22 protein-coding genes and 1 pseudogene are annotated in these 24,938 nt (G+C 61.3%); 13 read left to right on the forward strand and 10 right to left on the reverse strand.

The window, feature by feature from the left end:
* The first annotated feature begins 95 nt into the window (after positions 1-95).
* The 4 genes from sS8_RS23555 to sS8_RS23570 all read left to right on the forward strand — a co-directional run bounded on the left by sS8_RS23555 (position 96) and on the right by sS8_RS23570 (position 4,724).
* Positions 96-797, forward strand: coding sequence for a DUF502 domain-containing protein (locus sS8_RS23555; protein ID WP_119631911.1), 702 nt, complete (start codon positions 96-98; stop codon positions 795-797).
* 340 nt (positions 798-1,137) lie between these two features.
* Complete coding sequence (locus tag sS8_RS23560) at positions 1,138-1,521, forward strand: DUF6394 family protein (RefSeq protein ID WP_119631912.1); 384 nt, start codon at positions 1,138-1,140, stop codon at positions 1,519-1,521.
* Entirely contained in the window at positions 1,518-3,236 is a 1,719-nt protein-coding gene (locus tag sS8_RS23565) for a potassium channel family protein (RefSeq protein ID WP_119631913.1), read from the forward strand. The genes sS8_RS23560 and sS8_RS23565 overlap by 4 nt, the downstream gene beginning before the upstream one ends.
* 75 nt (positions 3,237-3,311) lie before the next feature.
* Positions 3,312-4,724: a M20/M25/M40 family metallo-hydrolase gene (locus sS8_RS23570; protein ID WP_119631914.1), complete on the forward strand. Its 1,413-nt coding sequence runs from the start codon at positions 3,312-3,314 to the stop codon at positions 4,722-4,724.
* Positions 4,725-5,134: 410 nt separating this feature from the next.
* Here the strand turns inward: sS8_RS23570 and sS8_RS23575 are convergent, their stop codons facing one another.
* Positions 5,135-5,986 carry a radical SAM protein gene (locus tag sS8_RS23575; RefSeq protein WP_119631915.1) on the reverse strand — a complete coding sequence of 284 codons (852 nt, stop codon included), beginning with the start codon at positions 5,984-5,986 and terminating at the stop codon, positions 5,135-5,137.
* 336 nt (positions 5,987-6,322) lie between these two features.
* Here sS8_RS23575 and sS8_RS23580 point away from each other — a divergent pair, with 336 nt between their 5' ends.
* The 3 genes from sS8_RS23580 (at position 6,323) to amoC (ending at position 8,973) form a co-directional block, all read left to right on the forward strand.
* On the forward strand, positions 6,323-7,051 hold the full coding sequence (locus sS8_RS23580; protein ID WP_119631916.1) for a GNAT family acetyltransferase: 729 nt from the start codon (positions 6,323-6,325) through the stop codon (positions 7,049-7,051).
* Positions 7,052-7,327: 276 nt separating this feature from the next.
* On the forward strand, positions 7,328-7,927 hold the full coding sequence (locus sS8_RS23585) for a helix-turn-helix domain-containing protein (RefSeq protein WP_232020406.1): 600 nt from the start codon (positions 7,328-7,330) through the stop codon (positions 7,925-7,927).
* Between the two features lie 233 nt (positions 7,928-8,160).
* Positions 8,161-8,973: a bacterial ammonia monooxygenase, subunit AmoC gene (gene amoC / locus sS8_RS23590; protein WP_119631918.1), complete on the forward strand. Its 813-nt coding sequence runs from the start codon at positions 8,161-8,163 to the stop codon at positions 8,971-8,973.
* Between the two features lie 138 nt (positions 8,974-9,111).
* Here the strand turns inward: amoC and sS8_RS23595 are convergent, their stop codons facing one another.
* From sS8_RS23595 to sS8_RS29365, 3 genes are all read right to left on the reverse strand, one after another.
* Positions 9,112-9,579, reverse strand: a complete 468-nt coding sequence (locus sS8_RS23595; RefSeq protein ID WP_119631919.1) for a pyrimidine dimer DNA glycosylase/endonuclease V — start codon at positions 9,577-9,579, stop codon at positions 9,112-9,114.
* A 246-nt stretch (positions 9,580-9,825) separates the two neighbouring features.
* Positions 9,826-10,464: a hypothetical protein gene (locus tag sS8_RS23600; protein ID WP_119631920.1), complete on the reverse strand. Its 639-nt coding sequence runs from the start codon at positions 10,462-10,464 to the stop codon at positions 9,826-9,828.
* Between the two features lie 382 nt (positions 10,465-10,846).
* On the reverse strand, positions 10,847-11,014 hold the full coding sequence (locus tag sS8_RS29365) for a hypothetical protein (protein WP_232020407.1): 168 nt from the start codon (positions 11,012-11,014) through the stop codon (positions 10,847-10,849).
* 153 nt (positions 11,015-11,167) lie between these two features.
* On the opposite strand from sS8_RS29365, the gene sS8_RS23610 reads away from it, so the two are divergent.
* Complete coding sequence (locus sS8_RS23610; RefSeq protein ID WP_119631922.1) at positions 11,168-12,763, forward strand: flavin monoamine oxidase family protein; 1,596 nt, start codon at positions 11,168-11,170, stop codon at positions 12,761-12,763.
* Here sS8_RS23610 and sS8_RS23615 read toward each other — a convergent pair.
* The 5 genes from sS8_RS23615 to sS8_RS30190 form a co-directional block, all read right to left on the reverse strand.
* Positions 12,703-13,413, reverse strand: a complete 711-nt coding sequence (locus sS8_RS23615) for an RHS repeat domain-containing protein (RefSeq protein ID WP_119631923.1) — start codon at positions 13,411-13,413, stop codon at positions 12,703-12,705. The genes sS8_RS23610 and sS8_RS23615 overlap by 61 nt on opposite strands.
* 464 nt (positions 13,414-13,877) lie before the next feature.
* Positions 13,878-14,360: an Imm26 family immunity protein gene (locus tag sS8_RS23620; RefSeq protein ID WP_119631924.1), complete on the reverse strand. Its 483-nt coding sequence runs from the start codon at positions 14,358-14,360 to the stop codon at positions 13,878-13,880.
* Positions 14,360-18,661, reverse strand: coding sequence for an RHS repeat-associated core domain-containing protein (locus sS8_RS23625; protein ID WP_119631925.1), 4,302 nt, complete (start codon positions 18,659-18,661; stop codon positions 14,360-14,362). Before sS8_RS23625 ends, sS8_RS23620 begins: the two co-directional genes overlap by 1 nt.
* 15 nt (positions 18,662-18,676) lie before the next feature.
* Positions 18,677-19,273 (reverse strand): DcrB-related protein, encoded by a 597-nt coding sequence (locus tag sS8_RS23630; protein WP_119631926.1) that lies wholly within the window; start codon positions 19,271-19,273, stop codon positions 18,677-18,679.
* 153 nt (positions 19,274-19,426) lie between these two features.
* Complete coding sequence (locus tag sS8_RS30190) at positions 19,427-19,729, reverse strand: hypothetical protein (protein ID WP_232020408.1); 303 nt, start codon at positions 19,727-19,729, stop codon at positions 19,427-19,429.
* A gap of 332 nt (positions 19,730-20,061) precedes the next feature.
* On the opposite strand from sS8_RS30190, the gene sS8_RS23645 reads away from it, so the two are divergent.
* The 3 genes from sS8_RS23645 (at position 20,062) to sS8_RS23655 (ending at position 22,371) form a co-directional block, all read left to right on the forward strand.
* On the forward strand, positions 20,062-21,285 hold the full coding sequence (locus sS8_RS23645) for an IS256 family transposase (RefSeq protein ID WP_119631928.1): 1,224 nt from the start codon (positions 20,062-20,064) through the stop codon (positions 21,283-21,285).
* A gap of 306 nt (positions 21,286-21,591) precedes the next feature.
* On the forward strand, positions 21,592-21,903 hold the full coding sequence (locus sS8_RS23650) for a type II toxin-antitoxin system RelE/ParE family toxin (protein ID WP_119631929.1): 312 nt from the start codon (positions 21,592-21,594) through the stop codon (positions 21,901-21,903).
* 6 nt (positions 21,904-21,909) lie between these two features.
* Entirely contained in the window at positions 21,910-22,371 is a 462-nt protein-coding gene (locus tag sS8_RS23655; RefSeq protein ID WP_119631930.1) for a DUF1643 domain-containing protein, read from the forward strand.
* 328 nt (positions 22,372-22,699) lie between these two features.
* On the opposite strand, the pseudogene sS8_RS29375 reads toward sS8_RS23655, so the two are convergent.
* Positions 22,700-22,873, reverse strand: a pseudogene (locus sS8_RS29375) (IS200/IS605 family transposase); the annotation flags it as partial.
* A 651-nt stretch (positions 22,874-23,524) separates the two neighbouring features.
* Between sS8_RS29375 and sS8_RS23665 the strand changes: the two are divergent.
* The gene (locus tag sS8_RS23665; RefSeq protein ID WP_232020409.1) at positions 23,525-24,097 is read left to right on the forward strand and encodes an archaeosortase/exosortase family protein; all 573 of its coding nucleotides are present in this window, start codon (positions 23,525-23,527) and stop codon (positions 24,095-24,097) included.
* Positions 24,098-24,129: 32 nt separating this feature from the next.
* Positions 24,130-24,666 carry a hypothetical protein gene (locus tag sS8_RS23670; protein ID WP_145986660.1) on the forward strand — a complete coding sequence of 179 codons (537 nt, stop codon included), beginning with the start codon at positions 24,130-24,132 and terminating at the stop codon, positions 24,664-24,666.
* Positions 24,667-24,938: the final 272 nt, after the last annotated feature.

Consider the following 24,938-nt stretch of genomic DNA (forward strand, 5'->3'; position numbering starts at 1 on the left):
GACAGGCTTGCCGCACACTCGAGCACGTCCAACTGCCGTTTCCAGGTTGAAATGTATAGTCCCGCCACTTCCCTCCCCGGAGAGGACCGTACGGCATGGATATCAGGAAACTGCTGCCGAGCACAGCCCATGTGCGAAAGAACATCCTGGCGGGACTGATCGCCGTGACGCCGCTGCTGGTGACCTGGGTGGTGTTCCAGTTCATCTTCACTCAGGTGATCCGGTTCGGAAAGCCGGGGACCTCCGCGCTGTACTGGGCGATCTACCGATTCTCCCCGGAGTTGGCGGATTGGCTGTTCAGCTGGTGGGTCGAGTCGGCCATCGCCGTGACGATCACCTTCCTGACCCTGTACCTGCTCGGCGCCGTGCTGAGCCGGATGGTCGGCCGGCAGGTGTTCCAATGGCTGGAAACGCTCGTGGCGCGCGTCCCGATCCTGAAGGGCATCTACGGCTCGACCAAACGCATGCTCCTGGCCTTCCAGGTCAAGCCGGAACAAATCGAACGGGTGGTTCTGATCCGATTTCCCCATGCCGAAATAAAGACGGTGGGTTTCGTAACGCGGGTCATGCGGGACGTGGCCACCGGCGAAGAATTGGCCGTCGTCTATGTTCCGACCGCGCCCAATCCGACCTCGGGCTATATGGAAATCGTACCGCTTTCGCAGGTGACGCCGACCGATTGGACCGTGGAGGAGGGGATGCAATTCGTGATTTCCTGCGGGACCAGCGCTCCGGATACCGTGAGATACCACGGCAATCTTTCGGAACAGCCGGCGCAGGGGAAGTGGGTTCGATGAGTCTGACGAACGAGGCCGTCCGGACGGAAGATTCGAATCGTCCGCGTGTCATGAGCGACCGGACGCCTGGTTTGCTTTTACTCATGGTCAAGAAAGTAAAACCACAAGAGCTCCCTCTCCCTCTGGGCGAGGGTTGGGGCGAGGGCGATTCGAATAGGGCTTTACTTTCTTTACGTACGGTAACCTCGCCGACAAAGAGGCCCGTTCGCTTTGCCTGTTCCGGAGCACGCCCGATACGAAACTTATTCGTTCTTTGCCCGAAGCCGCTACGCACTGCATTGCCGTTTCCAGGATAATCCGGACTTTTACCGTCACGGCGATACTCAGCGAGAGGAGCTGCATGAATCTGGAAAAAGTCGTCTTCGGGTTTTTCATCGTTCTCGCCGCCACGCTTAATTTCGGCTTTTTCATCGGCGAAATCGATAAGCCTCATCATCATCATGTTTCCGAATTGTTCGCCGCCATCGTGGTGAATCTGATAGCCACTGTGCTCAAATTCGGAGACCGCACCCAGATCGGCGCGATTCATCTCGCCACCAGCCTGGTCGCCGTTCTGCAGTTGATCGCCGCCGCCGTGGCCTGGGGCTACGCGGTCTATATGTCGGCTGAAGGGCTGACGCCGGGCGCGACGGCCAGCGTGGTGTCGCTATCCGGCGGGGCGCTGCTCGCGAACCTCATTTCGGTGACGATGCTGATCGCCGAGACCGTGATGCTGCGCCGATGAATATGAATACCAGCCTGATAAACAATGCCTTTTTCGTCGCGCTCCGCCACATGCGGGCGCCGCTGATCTTCCTGGTTGCGATTTTTGCGATTTCGGTGGGCGGGCTGGTGCTGATTCCCGGTATCGACGCAGAGGGAAATCCGTGGCGGATGGACTTTTTCCATGCCCTCTATTTCATCAGCTACACGGCGACCACCATCGGCTTCGGCGAAACTCCCCACGCTTTTACCGACGAGCAGCGGCTTTGGGTCATCTTCTGTATTTTCCTGTCCGTGATCGGCTGGGCCTACGCCATCAGCAAACTGTTTGCGGTGATTCAGGACCGCGGTTTCAAACAGGCGCTGACCGGACAACGTTTCGCTCGTTCGGTAAGAAGGCTGGGAGATTCCTTCTATCTGATTTGCGGTTACGGCGAAACCGGCCAATTGCTGGCCCGTTCGCTGGATCATCTGAATATCCCGTTCGTGGTGATCGATATCGATCCCGAGCGGATCGATGAACTCGATTTGCAGGATTATTTGTTCGATGCGCCCGGCCTGGTCGGGGACGCCCGGCTGCCGAACAATTTGATCATGGCCGGTTTGACCCACCCGAGCTGCGTGGGCGTCATCGCCCTCACCAACGACAACTTCGCCAATCTCGCCGTCGCCATCGCGGTACGGCTGTTGAATCCGGAGATTCCGGCATTGTGCCGGGCGACGACGGTCGATGTGGCCGCCAACATGGCCTCTTTCGGCACTCGGCACATCATCGATCCGTTCGAGAAATTCGCGGAATATCTGGCGCTGGCGATACGGTCTCCCGGCTCCTACCGACTGCTCGAATGGCTGACAGGGCTGCCCGGCACGGAACTGGCCGCCGAGCGGGTGCCGCCGCGCGGGCGCTGGCTGGTGTGCGGCTACGGGCGATTCGGGCAGGCAATCGTTCGTCATATCACGCGCGAACAGTTGGATGTCACCCTGATCGACCCGAAGCCGCCCAGCCGCGAAACGGCTCTCCCCTGGATTCTCGGCGTGGGTACCCGCGCCGAGACGCTGTGGGAGGCCGGGGTGAACGGAGCCGTGGGCATCGTCGCCGGCACCGACGACGACATTAACAACTTGTCGATCGTGGTCACGGCGCGCGAGCTCAACCCCAATCTATTCGTGGTGTTGCGGCAAAATCTTCAGGCGAACCACGAGCTGTTCAAGGCTTTCGATTCCGACTTCACGGTGGTTCCGAGCGAAATCATCGCGCACGAATGCCTGGCGATCCTGACGACGCCGCTGCTATCGCGCTTTCTCGCGATTGTGAAGCGCAAGGACGATGTCTGGGCCGACGATGTCATCGCCCGGGTTTCCGCCGTCACCGGGACGCTCGTCCCCGCCGTCTGGAGCGTGACCCTCGATTCTCGGCAGGCCCCGGCCGTCGCGGAGACGGTCCGTCGCTCGGCGATGGGTTTGGATAGCCTGATGCGCGATCCCGTCGACCGCAATCGGCAGCTGCCCTGTATCCCGTTGATGGTGGTGCGGGGCGCCGAGGACATCGAGATTCCCGAGCCGGAGCTCATGCTGCGCGAGGGCGACAGCATCCTGTTCGCCGGGATGTCGTCTGCCCATCAGGACCAGCAGTCGATGCTCGGCAATATCAATGTCCTGAATTATGTTTTGTTCGGCACGGAGGTTGTCGGCAGCTGGCTTTGGCGAAAGCTGACCGGCGCCGAGGCGGGACTCTGAAAGTGGCGTGCCGGACTAGGTTCTTTCCGCTGTGACACGCTTTTTCGATTAACCACCCTGCGAGAAGACACACCGATGACCATTCACCCTGACGCACTGCGGCTATCCATCGATGACTTCTGGGATCGCGAGATCCTGCCGACGCTCATCGATTACATCAAGATTCCCAACCTCTCGGTTGCGTTCGACCCCGATTGGCAGGCGAACGGCCATATGGAACGGGTGCGCCGGCTGGCGGCGGAGTGGCTGCACCGGCATCCGATTCCGGGGTGGACCCTGCACGATCTCGGCATTCCCGGCCGAACGCCGCTGTTGCTTTGGCACGTTCCGGGGGATCTGGACAAGACGGTGCTGATCTACGGCCATCTGGACAAGCAGCCGGAAATGGAAGGCTGGCACGAGGGTTTCGGCCCCTGGACGCCGGTGCTCAAGGACGACAAGCTGTACGGGCGGGGCGGCGCGGACGACGGTTATGCGCTGTTTGCCGCCATCGCCGCCGTGAACGCGCTCGAAGGGCACAAGCGCCCTCGCATCGTGATTCTGATCGAGTTCTCGGAGGAAAGCGGATCGCCCGATTTGCCGCCTTATCTTGAACGCTATGCCCATCTGATCGGCAAGCCTGAACTGGTGATCGCGCTCGATTCCGGGGCCGGCGACTATGAGCGACTGTGGTCGACCACCTCGCTGCGCGGCCTGGTGAGCTGTATCGTCGACGTGAAGGTGCTGACCGAATCCGCCCATTCGGGTATCGCCAGCGGCATCGTGCCTTCGTCCATGCGGATCATGCGCCAGTTGCTGGAGCGCCTGGATGAAACCGCGACCGGCGCCATTCGCCTGCCGGAACTCCATGCCGAAATTCCGGTGCAGCGCCGGGAGCAGGCGCAAGCGGCGGCGGCGATACTGGGCGGCCGCCTGCTCGAAAGCTTCAGCGCGGTGCCGACGCTCCGTCCGGTGAGCGACGATCCGGCCGAACTGCTGCTGAACAACACCTGGCGGCCGACGCTTTCGGTGGTGGGGCAGGACGGCATGCCGCCGCTGAAATCGGCCGGCAACGTGCTGCGCGCGCATACCGCCTTCAAGCTTTCCTTCCGCCTGCCGCCGACGGTGGACAGCCTGAAGGCCCAGGACGTCGTCCGGCGCGTGCTGACCGCTGATCCGCCCTACGGCGCCGAGATTTCAGTCGAGTTCGAGCAGGCCGGAACCGGCTGGGACGCCCCCGCTCTGGCGCCCTGGCTGGAGCAGGCCACGAGCGAGGCCTCGCAAACCTTTTACGGGCACGATGCGGCTTACCTGGGGCTGGGCGGCAGCATTCCCTTCATGGGCATGCTCGGCGAGCAATTCCCCGAAGCCCAATTCCTGATTACCGGCGTGCTGGGACCCAAGAGCAACGCCCACGGGCCGAACGAGTTTCTGCACATTCCCTATGCGAAGAAGCTGACGGCGTGCGTGGCTTATATTCTGGCGAGATACTCGGAGTTGGCGAGCTGATCCAGCCGCCCAAATGTGTCGTCCGGGTTGAGGCACGAAACCCAGTGTTCTCGATTTCGGGACACATGCACGGTCGTAGGTCGGCAATCCGTTGCCGACGAAGGCGCTCGACCGGACCGTATGGCGTCGGGAAAGGATTCCCGACCTACACCGGGTGCACGGTTGTAGGTCGGCAATCCCTTGCCGACGAAGGCGCTTGTTCGGGGCAGGGCGTCGGGAAAGGATTCCTGACCTACAACAGTCCGCGTAGGGCGCAGTAGCGTTAGCGTAATGCGTCGAATGAAACGCCACCCATCTGAGATGGTTTCAAACTTCCGTTTGGCAACCCGGTTTGAGAAGCTTGAGTTTCTCTCATAAGGCTTGAAGCGAGAGTTCGTAAGCCCACGGAAAGAGTGTTCTTCCGGGCTGAATCATCGGTTCACCCGGACGGCCATGCCGAGCGCTCGAATGGACTCGGCGAATCGATCCAGGAATGCCCCCGGCAAAGCCGAGAGCCGCGGCGCCTGCTCCTGCATCGAGGGGCGAGCAAGGCCGTAGAGCAGGATGCCCCGGATCGGCACGCGTCGCCGTTTGAGCTCGGCCAATAGATTCAGATATGCGTCCAGTTCCGTTTCGGAAGGCGGCTCGCCGTCGAATGCGAATAGGCAGGTTTGAATCCAGGTTGAACAAAGCCTTGCACTGGTTTCCAGATTGCGCAGCACGGTCTCCGGGGAGAGCTTGACTTGGTTGATCCGGAGCATGCCCTCGGCCGTCGCACTGTCCACTTTGAACCAGACTTCTCCCCCGAACTCGTTCCAGCGTTTTAGCCCCGCCTGTACGACGGGTCTGTGCATCAGGCTGCCGTTGCTGATCAGCACCAGCTTGATCTTGCCGAGCAGGGCGAACTCGCCGCAAACCGCGCCGATCAGCTCGACGATTCGGTCGAAGGTCTTGCAACTGGTCGGTTCGCCGTTCCCCGAAATGGCGATGTCCTTGATGGCGCGCTGTTCGTTGGAAATCCGGAACCGTTCGTAGAAATCGCCCCGCAGGACATCGTTCAGGAATCCGGCCAGCTCGGCCCGCAAACGCTCTTCGTCGATGTCGGGGGCGCCGCCGCGGGCGAGATTCGGCACCTGGCAGTAAACGCAACGCCAGTTGCAAGCGTTGTTGGGATTGAGATTGATGCCGATGGAGAGCCCGCCCGAACGGCGGGAAACGACCGGGTAGACATAGGTGAGGCCGGCGCTGTCGCGGCTGTGGTCTCTGGTTGTAAGTCGGGGCATGTATCGATAAAAGGCAAATATCCGGCTTTCTTAGTCAGGCGTGACGTTCGCAAGTTTCTTGAAATACGCTTTTCGTTGCAATAGTTTCGTCCCTTCCCGAGTCTAAGAAGTGGCGCGGGAAGGGCTGCGCGCAGCCCAAAGGCGAGTCCATCCTGAGCCGAGTCGGAGGCGTACCCGGAACACATGACTCGGAAAAAGGGACTTCCGGCCTACGGACGGGTCCGGAAGTGACGACAGATCGAAGCGTGGTTCGGCAACCCCTTGCCGGCGCGGGACACGATGTTCGCTGTTCAAAATCCTTGACGGGAGTCCTAAGTTGACAAGGAGGTGCAAGCAATGGTCAAGACAGGGATCGTTACCCTTTCCCCTTTCAGCGGGCGCCGCGTTTTTGCCGAGGAACTGTACAACCTCTCGGTGAGAGGGATCAATTTCGTCACGGTATTCAGAATCTTGCGCGCAGTGGCGATCAGGACGGCGGATCAAGCGTTTGCAAGTTGTCCGGAGCCCTACCGCGCACACTTTCTTACCGCGAAGATGCTGCGCGAATTCGCCCTTGACCCTGAAAACGACCTGTCGGAAAGCTTCCTAGAGGAGGCCCTGTCAAAGGGCGACGAGTGTTTCGGCATTTGCGATGGCAACCGGCTCGCCTCGTACGGCTGGTACTCGTTTCACCCGACCCGTATCGATCCTCCGGACCTGTTGCTGCATTTCAACCGCGACTACATCTACATGTACAAAGGGTTCACCCACACACGCTACCGGGGACAGCGACTGCATGCGATCGGAATGACGCTGGCTCTGCAACACTATCTCGACAGGGGGTACAAGGGACTGGTCTCGTATGTCGAGTCCCACAATTTCGATTCGCTCAGATCGGTGTCCCGAATGGGATACCGCGAGTTCGGCTCGATCTTCTTGATGCGGGTTTTTGGCCGTTACCTGATGCATGTGAGCCGAGGCTGCGAAGAATTCGGATTTGCCGTCGAGGAAATCGCTCGGGAATCCCGTCCGTTGCAGCGACGAACTGTCCGCTCTCTGTTCCGGGCCGTTGATCGACAGCGCTAGCCGCACCGTTGATGCTGTCCTCGTTTGCTGCCCGCGGGTGGCGCAACGGGCGTTCGGACGCTCATGCGATGGTCGTTAGTAGCGGGTCGATAAAATTGACGGAAAACCTTACAAACTTTAGCCTTATTTAAAAAACACTGATTATCCTTCATGAGCTTTAAGCAACTTTTTTCCTCGAAGCGCCGGCCCCAGGTCAGTTGCGAGTCTTGCAGCCTCGGCAGATTATGTATTCCGCAAGGGCTTAGCGAGCACGAGGTGGAGTTGGTGAGCCGAATCGTGAAAACTCATCGCACCCTGTCCAAGGGCGATCACCTCTATCACAGCGGCGAATGGTTTCACCGCTTTCTGGCGCTGAAGTCCGGAACGGTCAAGCTGGTTACCGTAGACGGTTCGGGCAACGAGTACATTGTCGACTTCGTGATGCCGGGTGAACTGCTGGGTTTCGACGGACTCAGCGGAGAGCGATATACCTGTTCCGCAATAGCCTTGGAAACAGTCAGCTACTGCGAGTTGCCGCCACATCAGCTGGAACGCTTGGGCCGGGAAATCCCCAAACTTTCGCAGATCTTGTTACAGCTTTCCGGAAGCCAGTTCCAACTCGGAATCCAGCGGGTCATCCTCAGCCGCCGCCAGGCCGACGAACGGTTGGCGGCGTTTCTGGCGCATCTTTCCGAACGCTATAGGACGCGCGGGTTTTCGCCCACCGAGTTTCGCCTCAGCATGACCCGCCAGGACATCGGAAATTATCTCGGCCTGGCACCGGAAACCGTAAGCCGCCTGGTGAGTCAATTCGAGGCAGCCGGGCTGATCCAGGTCCAAGGCAAGATGGTGCGCATTCTCGATCTGGACGGTTTGCTCCGCTTCTGCCCGCAATAATCCCCATCCCGCCAGTCTCCCCGCTTTTCCCGGAAAAACTGACCTGGATCAGTTTAGAGCCGCGCAACGGCTGACGTGAAACAAAATCCCCGCCACCCTCTTTCTCTATGATTTCGTCCACGGCCGGCCCTCGCCGAGAGGCCTCGCCGTTGTAACGAACGCGAGCGGCCCCCGGCCTGCTCGACACAACGAGAAAGTTCTATTGGCTCCAAAAAAATTAAGGAGAGCGCACGATGGCTACTAGCGATTTCGATGTTCAACAAGAGGTAGATGTTGGTTCTACCGTTGGCGCACAGGAAAGCGATGCGCCGCTGCTCAACAAACGCAACCTATTCGTAGGTATTGCACTGTATTGCGCCTTCTATGTTTGGGTACGCTGGTATGAGGGCGTGTACGGCTGGTCGGCCGGACTGGACTCGTTTTCACCGGAATTCGAGACATACTGGATGAACTTCCTGTACAGCCAGATCGTAATCGAGGTCATCGTAGCGGCTTTTCTGTGGGGGTATATATGGAAAACCCGCGACCGCAATCTTGCCGCCCTCACGCCGCGCGAAAACCTCCGCAGGAACATGACGCATCTGGTATGGCTGTGCCTTTATGCCACGGCCGTGTATTTCGGCGGAAGTTACTTCACCGAGCAGGATGCAACCTGGCATCAAACGGTGGTGAGGGATACCGATTTTACGCCCAGCCACATCATTGAATTCTATCTGTCCTATCCGATTTACATCATCACCGGTTTCGCTTCGTTTCTCTACGCGAAAACCCGTTTGCCTTACTTCAGTGTCGGACTTTCGCTTCCCTACATCGTCTTCACCATCGGGCCGTTCATGATTCTTCCGAATGTCGGCCTGAACGAATGGGGGCACACCTTCTGGTTCATGGAAGAGCTGTTCGTGGCGCCGCTGCATTACGGTTTTGTCGTATTCGGCTGGTTCGCGCTGGGCATCTTCGGGGTGATTCTGCAAATCATGGATTGCGCCAAACAGCTGATGGGCAAGGAAGTGTGCGAGGCGATCGACGCCGGGATGCTGAAACTGTAAGGTTCCGATCCTCCAAGCTTGTACTCTAGTACCTGGGCAAAGCGGTTTTGCGCAGAGGCGCAAGACCGCTTTTTTTCTCGACTCGGACATGAGGGTTGACCGTTGGGATGGGGTAGGGCATACCCGGGATTCCGAGCATCAGACCCTGGCCGGCAGCATTCCGTCGCGGGGTGCCGGACACCCTTTCTCCCATTCGGCGATGCAGCCAGGCACGGCGTAAAACAGCGGGTGCGGCTCCGGGATAAGGATGTGACGGATTCCGGCCAGCCACTTCGGATCGCGAGTCTCCAGCTTCTTACTCAGATGTTGCCACTCGAAGTCCAACTGTCCGCGGGTTACGGCAATTTGGCCGTCTGCCCGCGAGCGGCTGATCTTGGTCGCCGCAAACCGGTAGCCGCGGCCCGCCGCCTCCGCATGGATCACTCTCAGGTAGTCGGCAATGAATCCGACCGGGTTCGACTGATCGCGAAAACGGTGAAGCTGTGGGTGATGCACGTAGCCCTTTGTCTTTCCCTCAAGTACGGCCTGGGCTAGGAGTCCCTCTCGCCATAAGGTGACGAGACCCATCGGGTCGAGATATTTCGGATGCAGACTCCAGAGTCTCATGGCCGCGACTTTGCGTTAGTGCAGAGAAAGAGACACCTAAAACAAAACAGAAGTTCTAAGCTTCGTCGCGAGCACCGGGAGCCGGTCTCGTACGGCTCCGATCTTGGAACTATCCCGTCACATTCTTCCGGCGTGGTTCAACCTAGAAACGGCAGTTCGACGTGCTAAAGGGTGCGGTGGGCGGGTCGCCCGGCAAGCCTGTCCTGAGCGCAGTCGAAGGGCCGGTCCTGAGCTCCGCTTCCAGGTTTAAGGGTAAAACAGACCCTGTGTATCCCGTACGCCCGACAAAATCGAAGTGCCCGGCGGGATGTTCAGCATCTTGGTAAGGTCCATGGGGTCGGCATAGACGATGGGCGCTGCCAGGGCTTGGGCGACCTTGGCCTGTAACGCGGGTGACTCGTTCTTGAGTCCGCGCAGAAAATCCTTTTCCATACCCTCGCCGCCGGCACGATGCCCGCCGCTGGTATTGACCTGCCGGGAAACCGGGCACAGCCGAAGATAAGGGTGGGAGTACCCGCGCAAACGGATGGCCACGCGGTTCTGGATGTGGTCCAGGAAATAACCTGCCGGAACGGGGGGCATACCGAATCGCGCATATGCATCCTTATAACCCCCGTAATCTACATGTACCCAGACTTGTTTATCGGGATGCAACCGCGCTTGGTAAACCGGTGCTGACGCCTGTGTCCACAATCCGACGTTTGGTTCGGTCTGTACGGGATAATGATGCGGAATCACACACAGCGCACTGGGCCAACCATTGCGGGCATCGATCTGCTGCTTCACCCTGCCGACATAGCGCTCAATGGCGGCAATGCTGGCTGCAGCGATAGGGATAATGAGACTCTGCGGTAAACCGAAGGTTTGAGCGTTCGGCGCGATCATGATAACTCCTTATTATTGACCATCGAATTTCGGGCACGGTCCGACCGGGGCATCGGCGCCTTAGTTGATGACATGGCGCATCCACTGTGATCCCGTGGCTGTCATGAGACTGCCGCGATGGGCGAGTTTATCAGGCCTGCCCTCGGCTTGGTAATGGATATGGCAAGGGAAAAGGGTGCTTGATCGTGGAGGCGGGCTCAGGAGACCGAGCCAATACAGACGGGACTCCGATGGCCGCCATACTGGGTATTAAAACCTTATATTCTCTTTCCGTCGCCGTAGCTGAACTTCATCACTAATAACGAAATTTAATGCGCTTGACCAATAGGACATACAATTCCGATCGGCCTGGTCTCCGAATGGACAAAAGATCGCTTTCACGTCAAACCGCGACGGCAATATGAAAATCTACGTCATAGACGCCGATGGTCGTGACGAGCGGCGCCTGACCAGTCATCCGGCAGATGATTTTTCTCCTGTCTGGTCGCCATTTCCCGGGTAAGGATTCATCGCAGAAAAGAAATCCAAATGCAGTGTCTTCCTCTTTCAATCACCCCTTTGATCGATGGAAAACGGTAGTAAGCACTGGAGCCGCACGCTCCTCGCATGATTTCTCAACAATTGGATCGGACTTCGGCGCCAAAGCGATGGTTCGTCCGGGCCTTTCCTGTACCTCTAAAAGCTAACGCATAAGGAGACTGCCATGGCGCACACTGCGCTGATTCGAAGACTGGTTCTCGCCCTTCAGGATGCCCGCCGCAAAAACTGCCTGGAACAGGGCTGTTCCCTGCCGGTTCCACGTTCGCCCGGGTGGACCCGCCGGCGCTTCGTCAAAGCGACCGCGGTGGCCGGTGCTGCTGGTCTAGCCGAAAGCCTGTTGCCGAAATCCGCATTCGCCCATCCGAGGCCTCCCGTGCCTGAGGTCGCCGTGGTCGGTGCCGGACTTGCCGGCTTGAATACTGCCTACCAGCTTCAAAAAACAGGCATTGCCGCCAGGGTCTATGAGGCTCGCAACCGCGTGGGCGGGCGAGTTCATTCCGGCCGCGCCCTCGCCGAAGGAATGGTGGTGGATTTCGGCGCCGAACTCATCAACACTGATCATGCCGACATGCTGGCGCTCGTTCACGAATTCGGCATTGAGCTTTTCGACCGCCATGCGGATGCGGCAGGCGTTCCTTTTCCTCGCGAGGCCTATTTTCTGGAGGGCGTTGCCCATGGCGCGGCAGAGTTGGCGAACGACTTGCGCGCGATAGCTGCTCAAATTACCGAAGATGCCGCCCTGATCGACGAAGATTGGGATACTTATGCCCCGGCTCTGGATCGTATGTCGGTGTCCGATTACTTGGACCTCCATTTCGACAAGATCCCGCAAACCTATGTGCGTAACCTGCTGGAGCAGGCGATCCGCGTCGAATATGGCGCTGAACCCCGCGATTCGTCTGCGCTCCAGTTGATCTTCCTGTTACCGGTAGTCGACGGGGAACACGTGGACTTGTTGAGCTACAGCGACGAAACCTATTCGGTGGTCGGTGGCAGCGCCCAAATCACCCGCGCCCTGGGCGACGCTCTGCAAGGGCGGATCGCTCTCGGCAAGGCATTGGTGGCTATCGACCAACGGCGGGGCAGATATGAACTCCTGTTCGCCGATCAGTCGAGGGCGGAGGCGGATATCGTCATTCTGGCCGTACCTTTTCCGGTGCTTGCCGGGGTAAGACTTCAGGTACCCTTGCCGAAGCTCCTGCGAAGGTTCATACGTGAGGCTGAGCTGGGGGCAAACGAAAAACTCATCGCCGGCTTCAATACGCGCTTTTGGCGCCGGTCCGGCGGCTTTACCGAAGCGGCCTGGGGGGACTTCGGCTTCTCCGAGGCTTGGGACGAAACCCAGCGTCAGCCCGATCGTGCGGACGGTGCTCTTAACTTTTTCGTCGGCGGCGATCAGGCTCGTCAACTTGGAAAGCCCCGGAGCGTAGGGCAGAGGTTCGTGAAGGCTCTGGACGCTTTCCTTCCGGGTGCGGCAGAGGAGGCTACGGGCAGATTCGTGAAGACAGCCTGGACCAGGAACCGGTATACGCTCGGGGGCTATGCCAATTACAAACCCGGTCAGCTGACGCGCTTCGGCAGTCTGCTGTGGATCGAATCCGATAATCCGGCCGAGCGGCAACAGGTTTACTTCAACGACCTAATTTTCATCGGCGAGCACCTGAGCGATGCCTATTACGGCTTCATGAACGGCGCCGCTCAGACCGGCCGTCTCGCCGCGGAGCTGATTATGGAACGGTTGGCGCGGCAAGCTGCCTGAAGAGGGTACAGATTCAACCCGCCCTCCAAGCCAATCGGGTTCTGGCTGATGAACCGTCCGATCTCGGGATCATAGTACCGGAAGGTATTGTAGTGCAGCCCGGTCTCGTCGTCGGCGTATTGGCCGGGGTAGCGCAGGGGACAGTCGGTGGCGAAGGGGGTTGGCCGGTCGGCTTCGAGCAGGACCGGGCCGAGCCGCTCGCCCCAGGCGCGGTAGCGGGCGCTCCAGGCGATCCGGCCATCGGCGTCGGTGAGTTCCCGGGGCGTCCCGAGGGAGTCAGTGTGGACCGGGTAGATCAGGGGCGGGCCAACCCCTTCGTCGGGGCCGAGGCTCTGGTCGATGGCGGCGATGGGCGTGTAGCCGCCGCCCGCGGGGTCGTAGAGCCAGGTGCGGATCTGGATGCCATGCGCGTCCTCGGTGAGCGCCTGACGCAGCCGGAGCCCGTCCCAGACGAAGCGGGTCTTGCCCGGCGTGTGCGGGTCGCCGATGTAGCGGCCGGGCGTTTTGGGTTCGTGCCACTTGGCGGTGCGCCGGCCCAAAGGATCGTAGGCGAAACGGGTGATACCGCGCCCGTCTTCGACCGCGATCAGCTGGTCCTGGTCGTCCCAGGTGAAGCGCTGGACGCCGGCCGGGGTGTGCTTGGCCGTCAACCGGCCGAAGTTACTGGCCCGTTATTCCTTCGATAGAGCCAAAAGTACGGCTTAGGATCCGATATTGGAATGTAAAAACTGGCCCCCAAACCTATGTTTTCCCATAAGGCATCAGGAATTCATCAAAGAAGGAGCACAGGAAGCGTAGCGGCAGCGGAGCGAAGTGCGACGACCCCCGCGTAGCCGTAGGGCCGGCTGTTTTGTCGGAGTCGGAGTGAGAACGGAGGCGGAGACAAAACAGAAGGCCACCGACACGGCGTCAAGTCATTGTGGGAGCCGTGCCGGCGTGCGTAGCGAAGCGGAGTACGCGGGCGTGGCGGACGCAGGACGAACGCGGGCCGCCGAAGGCACTACTCGTCGCCACAATTGGCTCCTTTGGGTGACTGGGAAGTCCCAAAAGGTTTTGCCAAAAATGGCGATGCAATCGTATCGTCTTTAGTGAGCGGCCATTCCCTTGCATGCAGTCACTTTGTCAGAGAAGTGAGCATTTCCTTGACCTCAAAGTCTCCCCGAGGACTGTACGGAACCAGCTTTTTGGCTTCCGACTCGCTAATCGGCTCTTCGTTTCCGAAGATGTCGACCTTCTTCCAAGAATTGCCAGCACCATACGCAAAGTAAGTTCCTTCGTTACCCAAAGGTGAAAAGTTCTCCTGGTGTGCAACGATACGCCAGTCACCCTCGAGCTTTTTGTCAAATAAGCTGTATGAGTCGATAATGATTGGCGCCCCAACTCTATGAGCACGCCTGACCACGTCAGAATCAACGACTGGCTGCTCTAGAACTTCGTGAAAAAACTCAACAACGTGTCCAAGATCTACCTTAGACAAAACACGCCCTATTCCAAAACGCTCTTCATTTAGGCGAAACAGGAAGATGTCGCCCGGCTTTATATAACGAAGCATTGTCCGTGGCTTGGCGTTCCAGCCATGGATCTTTAGCTTGTTCATTAGCAGCCTCCGGTTAAGCTGTTTGTTTTTGATTGGTAGTGGCTTTCGAAATTCGCCTGGCGTGTTGGACTTCGGGCGGTGCTTCCGTGGTCAAACGAGTTAACCTTGTTCCCACGGTTGGAACTTGATATCTCTTCGCCGATCACACCGGTTTTTGTCCCGTAGTGTTCAATATATGCCTGTTCAAATCCCCGCGCCTGGCCATACATAACGTTCCTGTCCAACGGACGCAACTCCGTTCCGTAACTGAGACGCCCTGACTTCAGATGTTCTGCTCTTCTCCGAGCCAAATCGTCGGTGATGCCGACGTAATAGGGCTCGTTGGCCACTTTGTCAAACAGACCATAGACGTTGTAGCCAGGCGTAGATTCGTGCACCCAACCCAACGGGTCCACCCACGAGACCGGATTCGGCGCATACTGATAAAGATTGAACCCGCCGGCCAACCCAACCGGGTCCGGGCTGATGAAGCGCCCGATCTCCGGATCATAGTACCGGAAGGTGTTGTAGTGCAGCCCGGTTTCGTCGTCGGCGTATTGGCCGGGGTAGCGCAGGGGACAGTCGGTGGCGAACGGGGTTGGCCGGTCGGCTTCGAGCAGGACCGGGCCGCGCCGCCCGCCCCAGGCACTGTAGCGGGCGCTCCAGGCGATCCGGCCGTCGGCGTCGGTGAGCTCCTGGGGCGTCCCGAGGTGGTCGGTGTGAACCGGGTAAACCATCGGCGGGCCGACTTCGCGGTCGGGGCCGAGGCCCTGGTCGATGGCGGCGATGGGCGTGTAGCCACTGCCGCCTGCGGGGTCGTAGGCCCAGGTGCGGACCTGGGTGCCGCGCGCGTCCTCGGTGATCGCCTGGAGCAGCCGGAGCCCTTCCCAGACGAAGCGGGTCTTGCCCGGCGTGTGCGGGTCGCCGATGTAGCGGCCGGGCGATTTGGGTTCGTGCCACTTGGCGGTGCGCCGGCCCAGGGGATCGTAGGCGAAACGGGTGATACCGCGCCCGTCTTCGACCGCGATCAGCTGGTCCTGGTCGTCCCAGGTGAAGCGCTGGACGCCGGCCGGGGTGTGCTTGGCCGTCAGTCGGCCGAAGGGGTCGTACGCGTAGCGTAAGGCTTCACCGCGGTGGCCTCGCCAGGTGCCGAGCCGGTTCCCCGGGACGGGTGGGTCGCCGAGCTGCACGAGGTTGTCGGCGGCATCCCAGGCGAAGCGTTCCTGGCTGTAGCCGAGCGTGGGGCTCAGGGTGCCGGCCTGGGTCAAGCGACCGGCGCGGTCGTAGTGATAACGGCTGTCGCCGCGCCGGCAGTCGTGGATACAGTCGAGTTCGCCGGCGTCGGTGTAGGCGTAGCGGCGGCCGATCAGGGCGTCGGGGTCGAGCGTGTCGGTCCGCCGCGGGTCGCCGACCGTGACGCCCTGCCAGCTCAGCCGGCCGCGGGCGTCATAGCCGCTGCAGGTGGTTAGCGCGCCCTGGCGGCGGAGGACTTCCCGGTGCAGGTCGTCACGCTCGAACTGGACGATCTCGGCGCCGTCGAAGGTGATGCCGTGCACGTGCCCGGAACCGTAGCGGAGATAGCCGAGGGTCTGGCCTTGCGGCAGGGTGAGGCTCCGGAGGTTGGAGAGACTGTCCCAGTCCCGGGCGAGTTCGCCCGCGGCGCCGGTCTCGGTGAGGAGCCGCCCGAGGGCATCGTAGGTGAAGCGCACGCTGTCTTCGGTGAGGCCCAGGACCATTCCCTTTTCGGTCGGGATGCGGCGGGCGCTGTCAAGCTGTCCGCCGGGGGTCCAGGTGTAGCGGGTGGTGGCGGTGGCGTCGTGCTGGGCGGTGAGGCGGCCGTTGCGGTCGTAGTCGTAGCGCCGGCTGCGGACGGGCTGCTCCGGTCCGCTGCCGCGCTCGTCGCGGCGCGCCAGGGTGCCGGCGGCGGCGTAGCGGAGGTGGATTTCGAGGCCGTCGGGGCGCTGCTCGGCGACGAGGCGTCCGACGGGGTCGTAGCGAAAGCGATAGCGGCTGTCGCCCCGGCGCAGCTCGTCGAGCTGTTGGCGGGCGTTGTAGCGGGCGTGGAGGGTCCGGCCTTCGGCATCGGTATGGCAGAGGACCCGGCCGCGGGCGTCGCGCTGCCAAATCTGGGTGTGGCCGGCGCTATCGGTATGGCGGATCAACTGGCCCAGGGCGTCCCAAACGAAGCCTTCGCGGCGGCCGTCGGGGTGGGTAACGGCGAGCACCTGGCCGAGCGCATCGAGGGTATAGCGGGTGGTCCGGCCGAGGGCGTCGGTTTCGGCGATGAGCCGGCCGGCCTCGTCGTAGGCGTAGCGCCGGGTCTTGCCGGAACAGTCGGTGCGGGCCTGGAGCTGGCCGCGCGCATCCCAGTCCAGCCGCACGGTGTGGCCCTGGGGATCGGTGATGATCGAAGGGCCGCGCAGGTGTTCCCAGGTGTACTCGGTTTTGTGGCCGAGGGCGTCGATCGTTTGCAGGAGGACGCCGCAGTGGGGCTCGTACACCGCCTGCCAGGTGCTGCCGTCCGGCCCGGTTTCCGATTGCAGGCGCAGGCTGTCGGGCGCGAAGCTGCGTTCGGTGCGGAGCCCCTCGGGATCGGTTTCGGCGACGATCCGGCCGAGGGCGTCGTATTCGAACCGCACCGTGCGCGGGCTCTCGGGGTCGCCCGGCAGGTCGAGCCGCACCAGGTGACCGCCGGCGTCATAGGCCATGGCGTAGCGGCGGCCGTCGAAGTCGTGATAGGCGGTGATCTGGCGGTGGTCGTCCCAGGTCCAGTGGGCCTCGAGCGGGTTTTCGGGGTCGCCGAGGTCTGCCGCGATGGCGCGGCGGGCGGCAACGTCGTACTGGAAGCGATAGTGCTCGCCGTCACCGGTCGTGTGTTCGACCACCCGCGGCTGGCCGTCGATCGTTTCCCAGCGGTAGCGGCCGGTCAGTCCCAGGGCGTTGCGGTGGGCGATCATCAGCCCGGCCTCGGCGCCCGTGTCGCCCCAGGCGAAGCGGCGGGTGACCCGGTCGAGGGCGTCGCGCACCGCGATCAGCCGGCCCTGCGCGTCGTAGGCGTAGCGGACCAGGGTCGCGACCGGCCCGCCGGCGAGGCGTTCGATGGCGATGAGGCGGCGCGGGCCCTGATCACCGATTGCGGCGTAATGCAGGGCGAGCCGATGGCCGACGGTGTCGGTCAGCGCCACCGGGGTCCCGGTGGCGTCCCGCTCCAGCACGATGGCATTGGCGCGGTTGTCCTCGATGCGGGTGAGCTGGTGGGTGGTCGGCGAACCGGGCGGGGCCGGACTGAAGGCGTAGTGGCGTTCGGCCAGGTCGCTGATCACCCAGCGGCCGTCGCGCAGGTGCCCGAGAAAGAGCTGTTCCGCCGGCGCGAACAGCTTCTCGCCGCGCGGCACCCGGGGGAAGACGATGGCGCGGCCCTGGGCGTCGGTGTAGGTGACGTGGTCCTCGCCCACCGCCAGGCTGATTTCCCAGGGCAGCCGCCAGCCGCGCCCGAGCGCGCTCCCATCGTCCAGCGCGCTGCTGTAGAAGCGGGCGGCGGTGAGGGGCAGCGGGGCGATGAGCGCGAAGTCGGTCTCGTCGTGGGCGAGCAGCAGCTTCTGTCCGCCGGCGATCTGCACCGGATGCCCGATCAGGCCGCCCACCACGCGATCGACGGCGGGTCCGAGGAGATAGCGGCCGGCCGCTTCCCCGGCGACGAAGCCGGCGACGTACTTCGCGGCGCACGGCGCGAGGGCGCGCACCGACGCCCCGCCGGCCGCCCGGATCATGCCGGCGAGACCGCCGACCAGGCCGGCCAGGGCGAACGTCCAGTCCACGGCGGTGCGCAGCCAATCGGGCACTTCCCGCGCGATCGGCAGGTACTGCACCCGGCCGCCGCCGATGTGCACGTTGTTCGAATGCTCCGCCACCTTGCCGTCGCAGGTGGTGCTGTCGCCGCGGCGGACCGCCGGGAGGCCGTTGATGTAGACGTTGCCGGAGCCTTCCGCCATCACCTGCTGCGGCGAATCCCGGCCGCAACTGACGGTGCTGCGCTGGACGAAGGCCGCCGCCCGCCCATTGATGAACACGTTGGGCGAGCCGCGGGTGATGGCGCCGGCCCGGCTGCTCATGGCCCGGCCGATGGCTTCCGAGGCGCTCAGGATCGCGCTGGCGCCGATGCCCGCCGCGAGCCCCGCCAGCAGCACCGCGCCGAAACCGCAGGTGAAGGTGGCGAAGGCGACCGTCGCGATCAGCGCCACGCCGAGGAGCGCCCCGATCAGAAAGCCGGCGAGCGCGCTGGTATGTTCGACCCCGTCCCCGAGGCGGGCGGCTTCGTACATGCGGGTCGCGGTCGCCTAGGGCGCGGGCGCGCGCGGCCGGAAACCGGCCAGGAGCGCGGACCAGTGCGCGTCGAACTCGGCATCGAACGGCCGCTTGCGGGTGGCGGAAAACACCAGGACGCGGCCTCGGAACGGTTCGCCCAGGGCAAAGGCGGCCTGGCGCTGAAAGAAGGTTTGGCCGGCGGCGGGCTGGGTGGCGTCGATGAATTCGCCGGCGAGCGCCGCTTCGCCCGCGCCGAGGACACACGCGCCGCGCCGGAGAACCTTGTGGCCCTTGATGTTTTTCGCCATCACCCCGATCTGGCGCGTCACATAGGCCGGCAAGGCCTCGCCGGGTTCGAAGCGGTCGCGGGCGATCGTGAGGTTGAACCCGGAGGTCTCGGGCGCGCCGAGGATGAGGATATTGGCGGTGCGGTCGGTGAACCGCACCGGGTCGAGGTCGAGGCAGCCTTCGTTGAAAAGGTAGTCGCGCATGGGGGCCTTGGGCGGGTGAAAATCGCGGGGCTTGCGGTGTTGGGTGTTCGTACGATCCGACGGCGCGTTATCTTCCTGCAACAGGCCCGAAAAGTCTTGTCGGCCCAGGCTGATTTTTGTGTAGGATTTGGATGACAAAGGTGGTCCGCGACTCGATTGGAAATGACGATTGCGTATCCGGGCCGGTAGCCCGCGCTGGATGCCGCATGGAAATCACTGCCGTTCGGGCGATCGCTCACGGAAACGGTTGAGAGATCGAACGCCGACCCGGATCCGATTCAGGCGGACGAACTATGCCACGACGCTTGAAAAAGGCGATGTGGTCGTGGCGGGGATCTCATTTGCGGTGGCCCCGGTAATGATGTGATCCGAGGAGGCTCGGGGGATGATGTTGTCAATGGCGGCTCCGGCCGCGACGTGATCTCGGGTGATGCCGGCAACGATCGACTTCAGGGCGGCTCGCGCAACGATACGCTTTCGGGCGGCCCGGATGACGATCTGCTTGAGGGCGGAGCCGGTCGGGATCTGGTGAATGGTAATTCGGGTCGAGACATCGTGAGAGGTGGCCGGTGATGATGTATTGAGCGTCGTCAACGGTGTTCGCGGCAACGGCCGGGTTGATGTCAGCTCTCACGCCAATGGTGATCGCTGCCTTGGCGATCGGGGGGATGTCCTCAGGAACTGCAACTCGTAGTTGATGTGGTGCAAGTTCGATATCGGCTCGGCTCTGTTGCAAACACTTTGTTGTCGGACAAGAATGGTCTCGAGTGGGTGCGACATGCGGGTGGCGGCACTTGCGCCCGAAATGATCCTGTTATGCGTGCGCGGGTACTGCAAACACGGCGATACGCGGATGCTTCGAACCGAGGGTGTAAAAAGAACTGTGTAACTGGTTTGTAAAATCAGCCAGAAAAAGAGACTAAAACATGACCAGTGACACAGCCAAACAAGACGCCTTATTGGATGAATTGCTCAAAGGCTATACGAATCCGAAAGACATTCTGGGGGAACACGGCTTGCTCAAGCAGCTGACCCGGCGTCTGGTGGAACGGGCGTTGGAGGCGGAGATGACCGCCCATTTGGGCTATGCCCCCCATGCGCCGGAAGGGCGCGGCAGCGGTAATTCTCGCAACGGCAAGTCGGCGAAGACGATTCAAACGGAAACCGGACCCTTGGCGATTGAGGTCCCGCGGGATCGCAACGGAGACTTCGAGCCGCAACTGGTTTCCAAGCGCCAACGCCGGCTCGAAGGATTTGATGAGAAGGTTCTGGCGCTGTATGCGCGGGGCTTATCCACCCGTGGTATTCAGGGGCATCTGGAAGAACTGTATGGCGTGGAAGTCTCGCCGACGCTCATCTCCAACGTGACCGAATCGGTGTTGGCGGACGTGAAGGCATGGCAGAGCCGGCCCTTGGCGTCGGTGTATCCGATCCTGTATTTCGACGCTTTGACCGTCAAATCACGCGAAGCGGGACCGGTCAAGAACAAGGCGGTCTATCTCGCTTTGGGCGTCAATCTGCAAGGCGAAAAGGAGCGGCTGGGCCTTTGGATCGCGGACACAGAAGGCGCCAAGTTCTGGCTGTCGGTCTTTACCGAGTTGAAGAACCGAGGCGTTCAGGATGGCTTTATCGCCTGTGTCGACGGCCTCAAGGGACTGCCGGAAGCGATTGAAACCGTGTTTCCCAACATCCAGGTCCAACGGTGTATCGTCCATAAGGTGCGCCACAGCCTGCAGTATGTCACCTGGAAGGAGCGCAAGGCGGTGGCGAAAGACCTGCGGGCGATTTATGGCGCCGCGACCTTGACCGAGGCCGAAGCTGCCCTGGCGCGGTTTGCGGACACCTGGGACGCGAAGTACCCAGCCATCAGCCAAAGCTGGCGGGCGGATTGGACGCGCTTGACTGTGTTTTTCGATTATCCGCCGGAGATCCGCAAAGTGCTGTATACCACCAACGCGATCGAATCACTCAACTTCAGCCTGCGCAAGCTGCTCAAGACCCGCGGCGCGTTTCCGAACGATGAGGCGATTCTGAAAGTCCTGTATCTGGGACTGCAGCGGATCGAGAAGAAATGGACCATGCCGATCCAGGATTGGAAACGGGCGTTGAACCACTTCGTGATCCTCTTTGGTAATCGAGTTACCCTATGAACTAACCCCAGTTACACAGTTAACTTGACACCCCCCTCGAACCCCTTGCTTAAAGGGATTAGCTCACGTATGTATTATGGATATTCCTTATCCATGATAAGGCTACACATGCACATCAATTTCTCTCCCGAGATGGAGCAATACCTACAGAGCAAGGTCAACAGCAGCTATTACAACAATGCTTCGGAGGTCGTGCTTGACGAGCAACTGGAGCGGGGGAGGGCGCGGCTTACACCCCGGAACTGCCGGCGAAGATCAGCGAGAAGCCCATGGCGAATGCGCGGAAGGGCAAGAAAGTAAGCCCCGATGTCACGCTCGGACCTGCCCTTGATTCTTTCCTCAAAGGTGCAAGACGATTTTGCCGATATCCTCCAATACAGCCTGGAAACCTGGGGTGAGGCGCAGGCCTTCGCCTATCGCGCCGTTCTCCACCAGGCGGTTCCGACTATCCCGGAAAACCCGCAGATCGGCCACGGCCGCCCGGAATTGTCTCCCGCCCACCGGATCTTCCCCGCCGGGCGGCACAGCATTGTTTACCGCATCACGGACCTGGCAATCCTGGTCTCCCGCATTCCACGGGCGCATGGAACTCGGCCGCCACGTGTAACGCAGGCATGAGGCCTCGTGGAAAAAAGCGCCGACCTCTCCGGTTGTGGCCGGTACCGATACGCTCTGCGGCGCCGTTGGTCGGGTGGCGACCAAGTACTGTTCGTGATGCTCAATCCGTCCACGGCGGATGCCGAAAAGGATGACCCCACGATCCGGCGCTGCATCGCATTCGCCCAGGAATGGGATTTCGGAGCCCTGGCGGTCGGCAATCTCTTCGCTTTTCGCACACCATCCCCACGCGGCTTGCGTGCCGCCGCTGATCCTGTCGGGCCACACAATGATCGGGAGCTGGTGCGCTTGCAGGCCGAATCAAAGCTCGTCGTGGCGGCGTGGGGAAATTACGGTGGATTCCTGCAGAGAGATGCGGCCGTTCGCGCGCTGCTGTCGGGCCTGCACATTCTGGGCCTCACCAAGCAAGATCAACCCAGGCATCCGCTGTATGTGCCTGCCGAAACCCAACCTCGTGCTTGGGACTGACTTGCCACGGTTCATCCTTGCGGAAGGGGACCCCCTCCGCTTCACGGGGATGCGGCAAAGCGCCTTTTTTCCACACGCCGAGAGGTTTGTGCCGATTTGGAAATCGGGTCGTTGAAGTAACCTATGGCCGGATCGGTGCAAACGACAGAACCAAAGTCGTGCCGCTGGCCGATGAAGCCACAGCCCAGCAAAATGTAAACGCCTGTCTCCGCAAGCGTGAAAGCGCCACCAAGAGACTTGGGATCGAGTATAAAAGTCAGTTACCACCCGCAGAGCGGGTGGTTTGAGGAAGGCCCCCAAAGGCGGCCGGAAAAACGGATGAATGTGCTTAAAGACCCTGGAGGTGTAGTTGTTCGATACGCCTCTCCTCAGCTTCCTGATGACGGATATACGCTTGAATCATTTGCTCATCTAATCCCACTGTGCTGACGCAATCCCTTTTTGCCCAAAAATGCAGCCCTGTGAAGTTCCTTTTCTGACCCAAAATCTCCCGATGGATACGGAACGCCGAGCGTGGAGGACCAACGGCGTCCGATCACGCGGAAGACCTACTCACGCGGCCGAAGCCGCCAATATCCCCCTCGATCGGATGCTCAACAGCGAGCCGGAGGGGGTTGCGGAACTCGTGACGGAAGAGGAAAACGTGTTTGCCGACAGCCGCAAACAGATGTTGGGATCCGCGATACCCTTGTGGCTTACAACAAACAGATTCGCGGCGCGCGGTTCACCGCCATTGAGGTGATGCTGGCGGCGGTTCGGGATCGTCGCCTTCTGTCGCCGAAACGGAAGACCGTATCAGGTCATCGGACCTCGGTGAGAGGTCATGGAGCGCATCATCGTCACAGTTCGCTATTCTGATTGCGGGGGGCCGCGTACTAGAGGCATAACGAAGAAGAACCGGATTCCCGTTGCGTTGAACCTCCGGCGAGCGGTTTTTTTACGCCTCGCTCGGAAGGTAATCGCGAATTCATTTGTTGTTTGCATGCTTCCGGCCAGCACGGTTGGATCACGCCGATAGCCGTACGATGTCCTTCCAGGCATAAATGCTGCCGATCGGACTGTCTTCACCCTGTCATATGGGATGCCTATCCTTGGCAGGATCATCGCCTGGCCCTCGGCAACCGGCAGAATCTTGTCTTTCGCATCGATCGTTATGCTCCCGATGATTCGCGCTCTACCGAAGTACCTCTGCCGCGCGGCTGGGTTTCGACATCTCGGCCTCCCGCTGCGGTTTTTGCTGCTTTACGGCGGCCTGCAGTGGCTGTACCAGGACGCTCGCGGCGGCGCGCTGGAGCGGCTTCTCATCGACACGCTCACGGTGCGGCCGAGCGCCGCCCTGATCGATTGGCTGACCCCCGGCGAACGGGTGATCGCGGAGGGGCACCGATTGGTCTCGCCCTGGGCCCGGCTGAACGTCCTGAACGGCTGCGAAGGCACAGAAACCGTGCTGCTCCTCGGCGCCGCCTTGCTCGTTTTTCCGGCCCGCCTCCGGCACAAACTCCAGGGGCTGTTAGGGGGAAGCCTGCTGATCTACACGCTCAACCAGACCCGCATCGTCGGACTCTATTACGCCCTGCGCCACGACCGAGACAGTTTTCAACTGCTCCATGGCGTTCTCGCGCCGACCCTGATCATCCTGGCGGCCAGCCTGTTCTTTCTGGTCTGGGCCAAGCAGGCCCGGTCGACGCCCGAGGCGACCACCGGGAAGGCCGGATGCGGTCCCTGATCCTACGCCTGATCGCCGCCTATGTGGTGGTCGTGACAGGCGTTCTTTGGGGGGGCGACTCTTACGTTCGATCCATGTTCCCCGGGTACGCCGCGGTGATCGAGCGGCTGCTCCCCGAGTGGCGCATCACAAATCTCAACCTCGACCGGCTCAACCAGGAACCCGTTATCCGGGTCACCGTCCGGCTCGTCGAAGCCTTGGCGGTCGGCGGTCAACGGCTGCCGCCCGGCGGCGAGATCACGGCGTCCACCCTCAAGGGCCATGCACTCCAGCATCCGCTCGTGCTCTACCCGATCGTGCTGGCCTGGCCGGGCCTTTGGCGCCGGGCCGGTCTGATCCGGCTGGGGATTTCGGTGCCGCTGCTGCTGGCCGTCGAAGGGCTCGACGTGCCGCTGGTCCTGGTGGGCAGCGTCGAGGATCTGGTGCTCGCCAATCTGGCGCCGGATCAACTGAACCATTCCTTGAGCGTCCGCTGGATGCACACCATGAACGGCGGCGGGCGTCTCGCGTTGGCCCTGGCCGCGGCGTGGGCGAGTATCGCCTTCGGTCGTTGGGCCGATGTCGCCTAGGGTACATGCGCGATGCTCGGGTGGGATTAAGCGTTCAGATCGCCACGCGGGGCCGAGCGGGGATGAGGGAAGTGCCCATTGTGGATCTGCTTAGACTCATTTATTGATAAGCCTCGGATGGCCGATAGGCCAAAGCCGTCCCGGCCCGGGTCTCGGCTTTTATTGACCCGGCCCAAAATAACGTTCGCCCTGAGCTTGTCGAAGGGCACTCGGCTTGGGGCTTCGACAAGCTCAGGGCGAACGGAGTTAATAGGGTATTTAAGGGCCGGATA

The sequence above is a fragment of the Methylocaldum marinum genome (assembly GCF_003584645.1).
GTDB lineage: Bacteria > Pseudomonadota > Gammaproteobacteria > Methylococcales > Methylococcaceae > Methylocaldum > Methylocaldum marinum.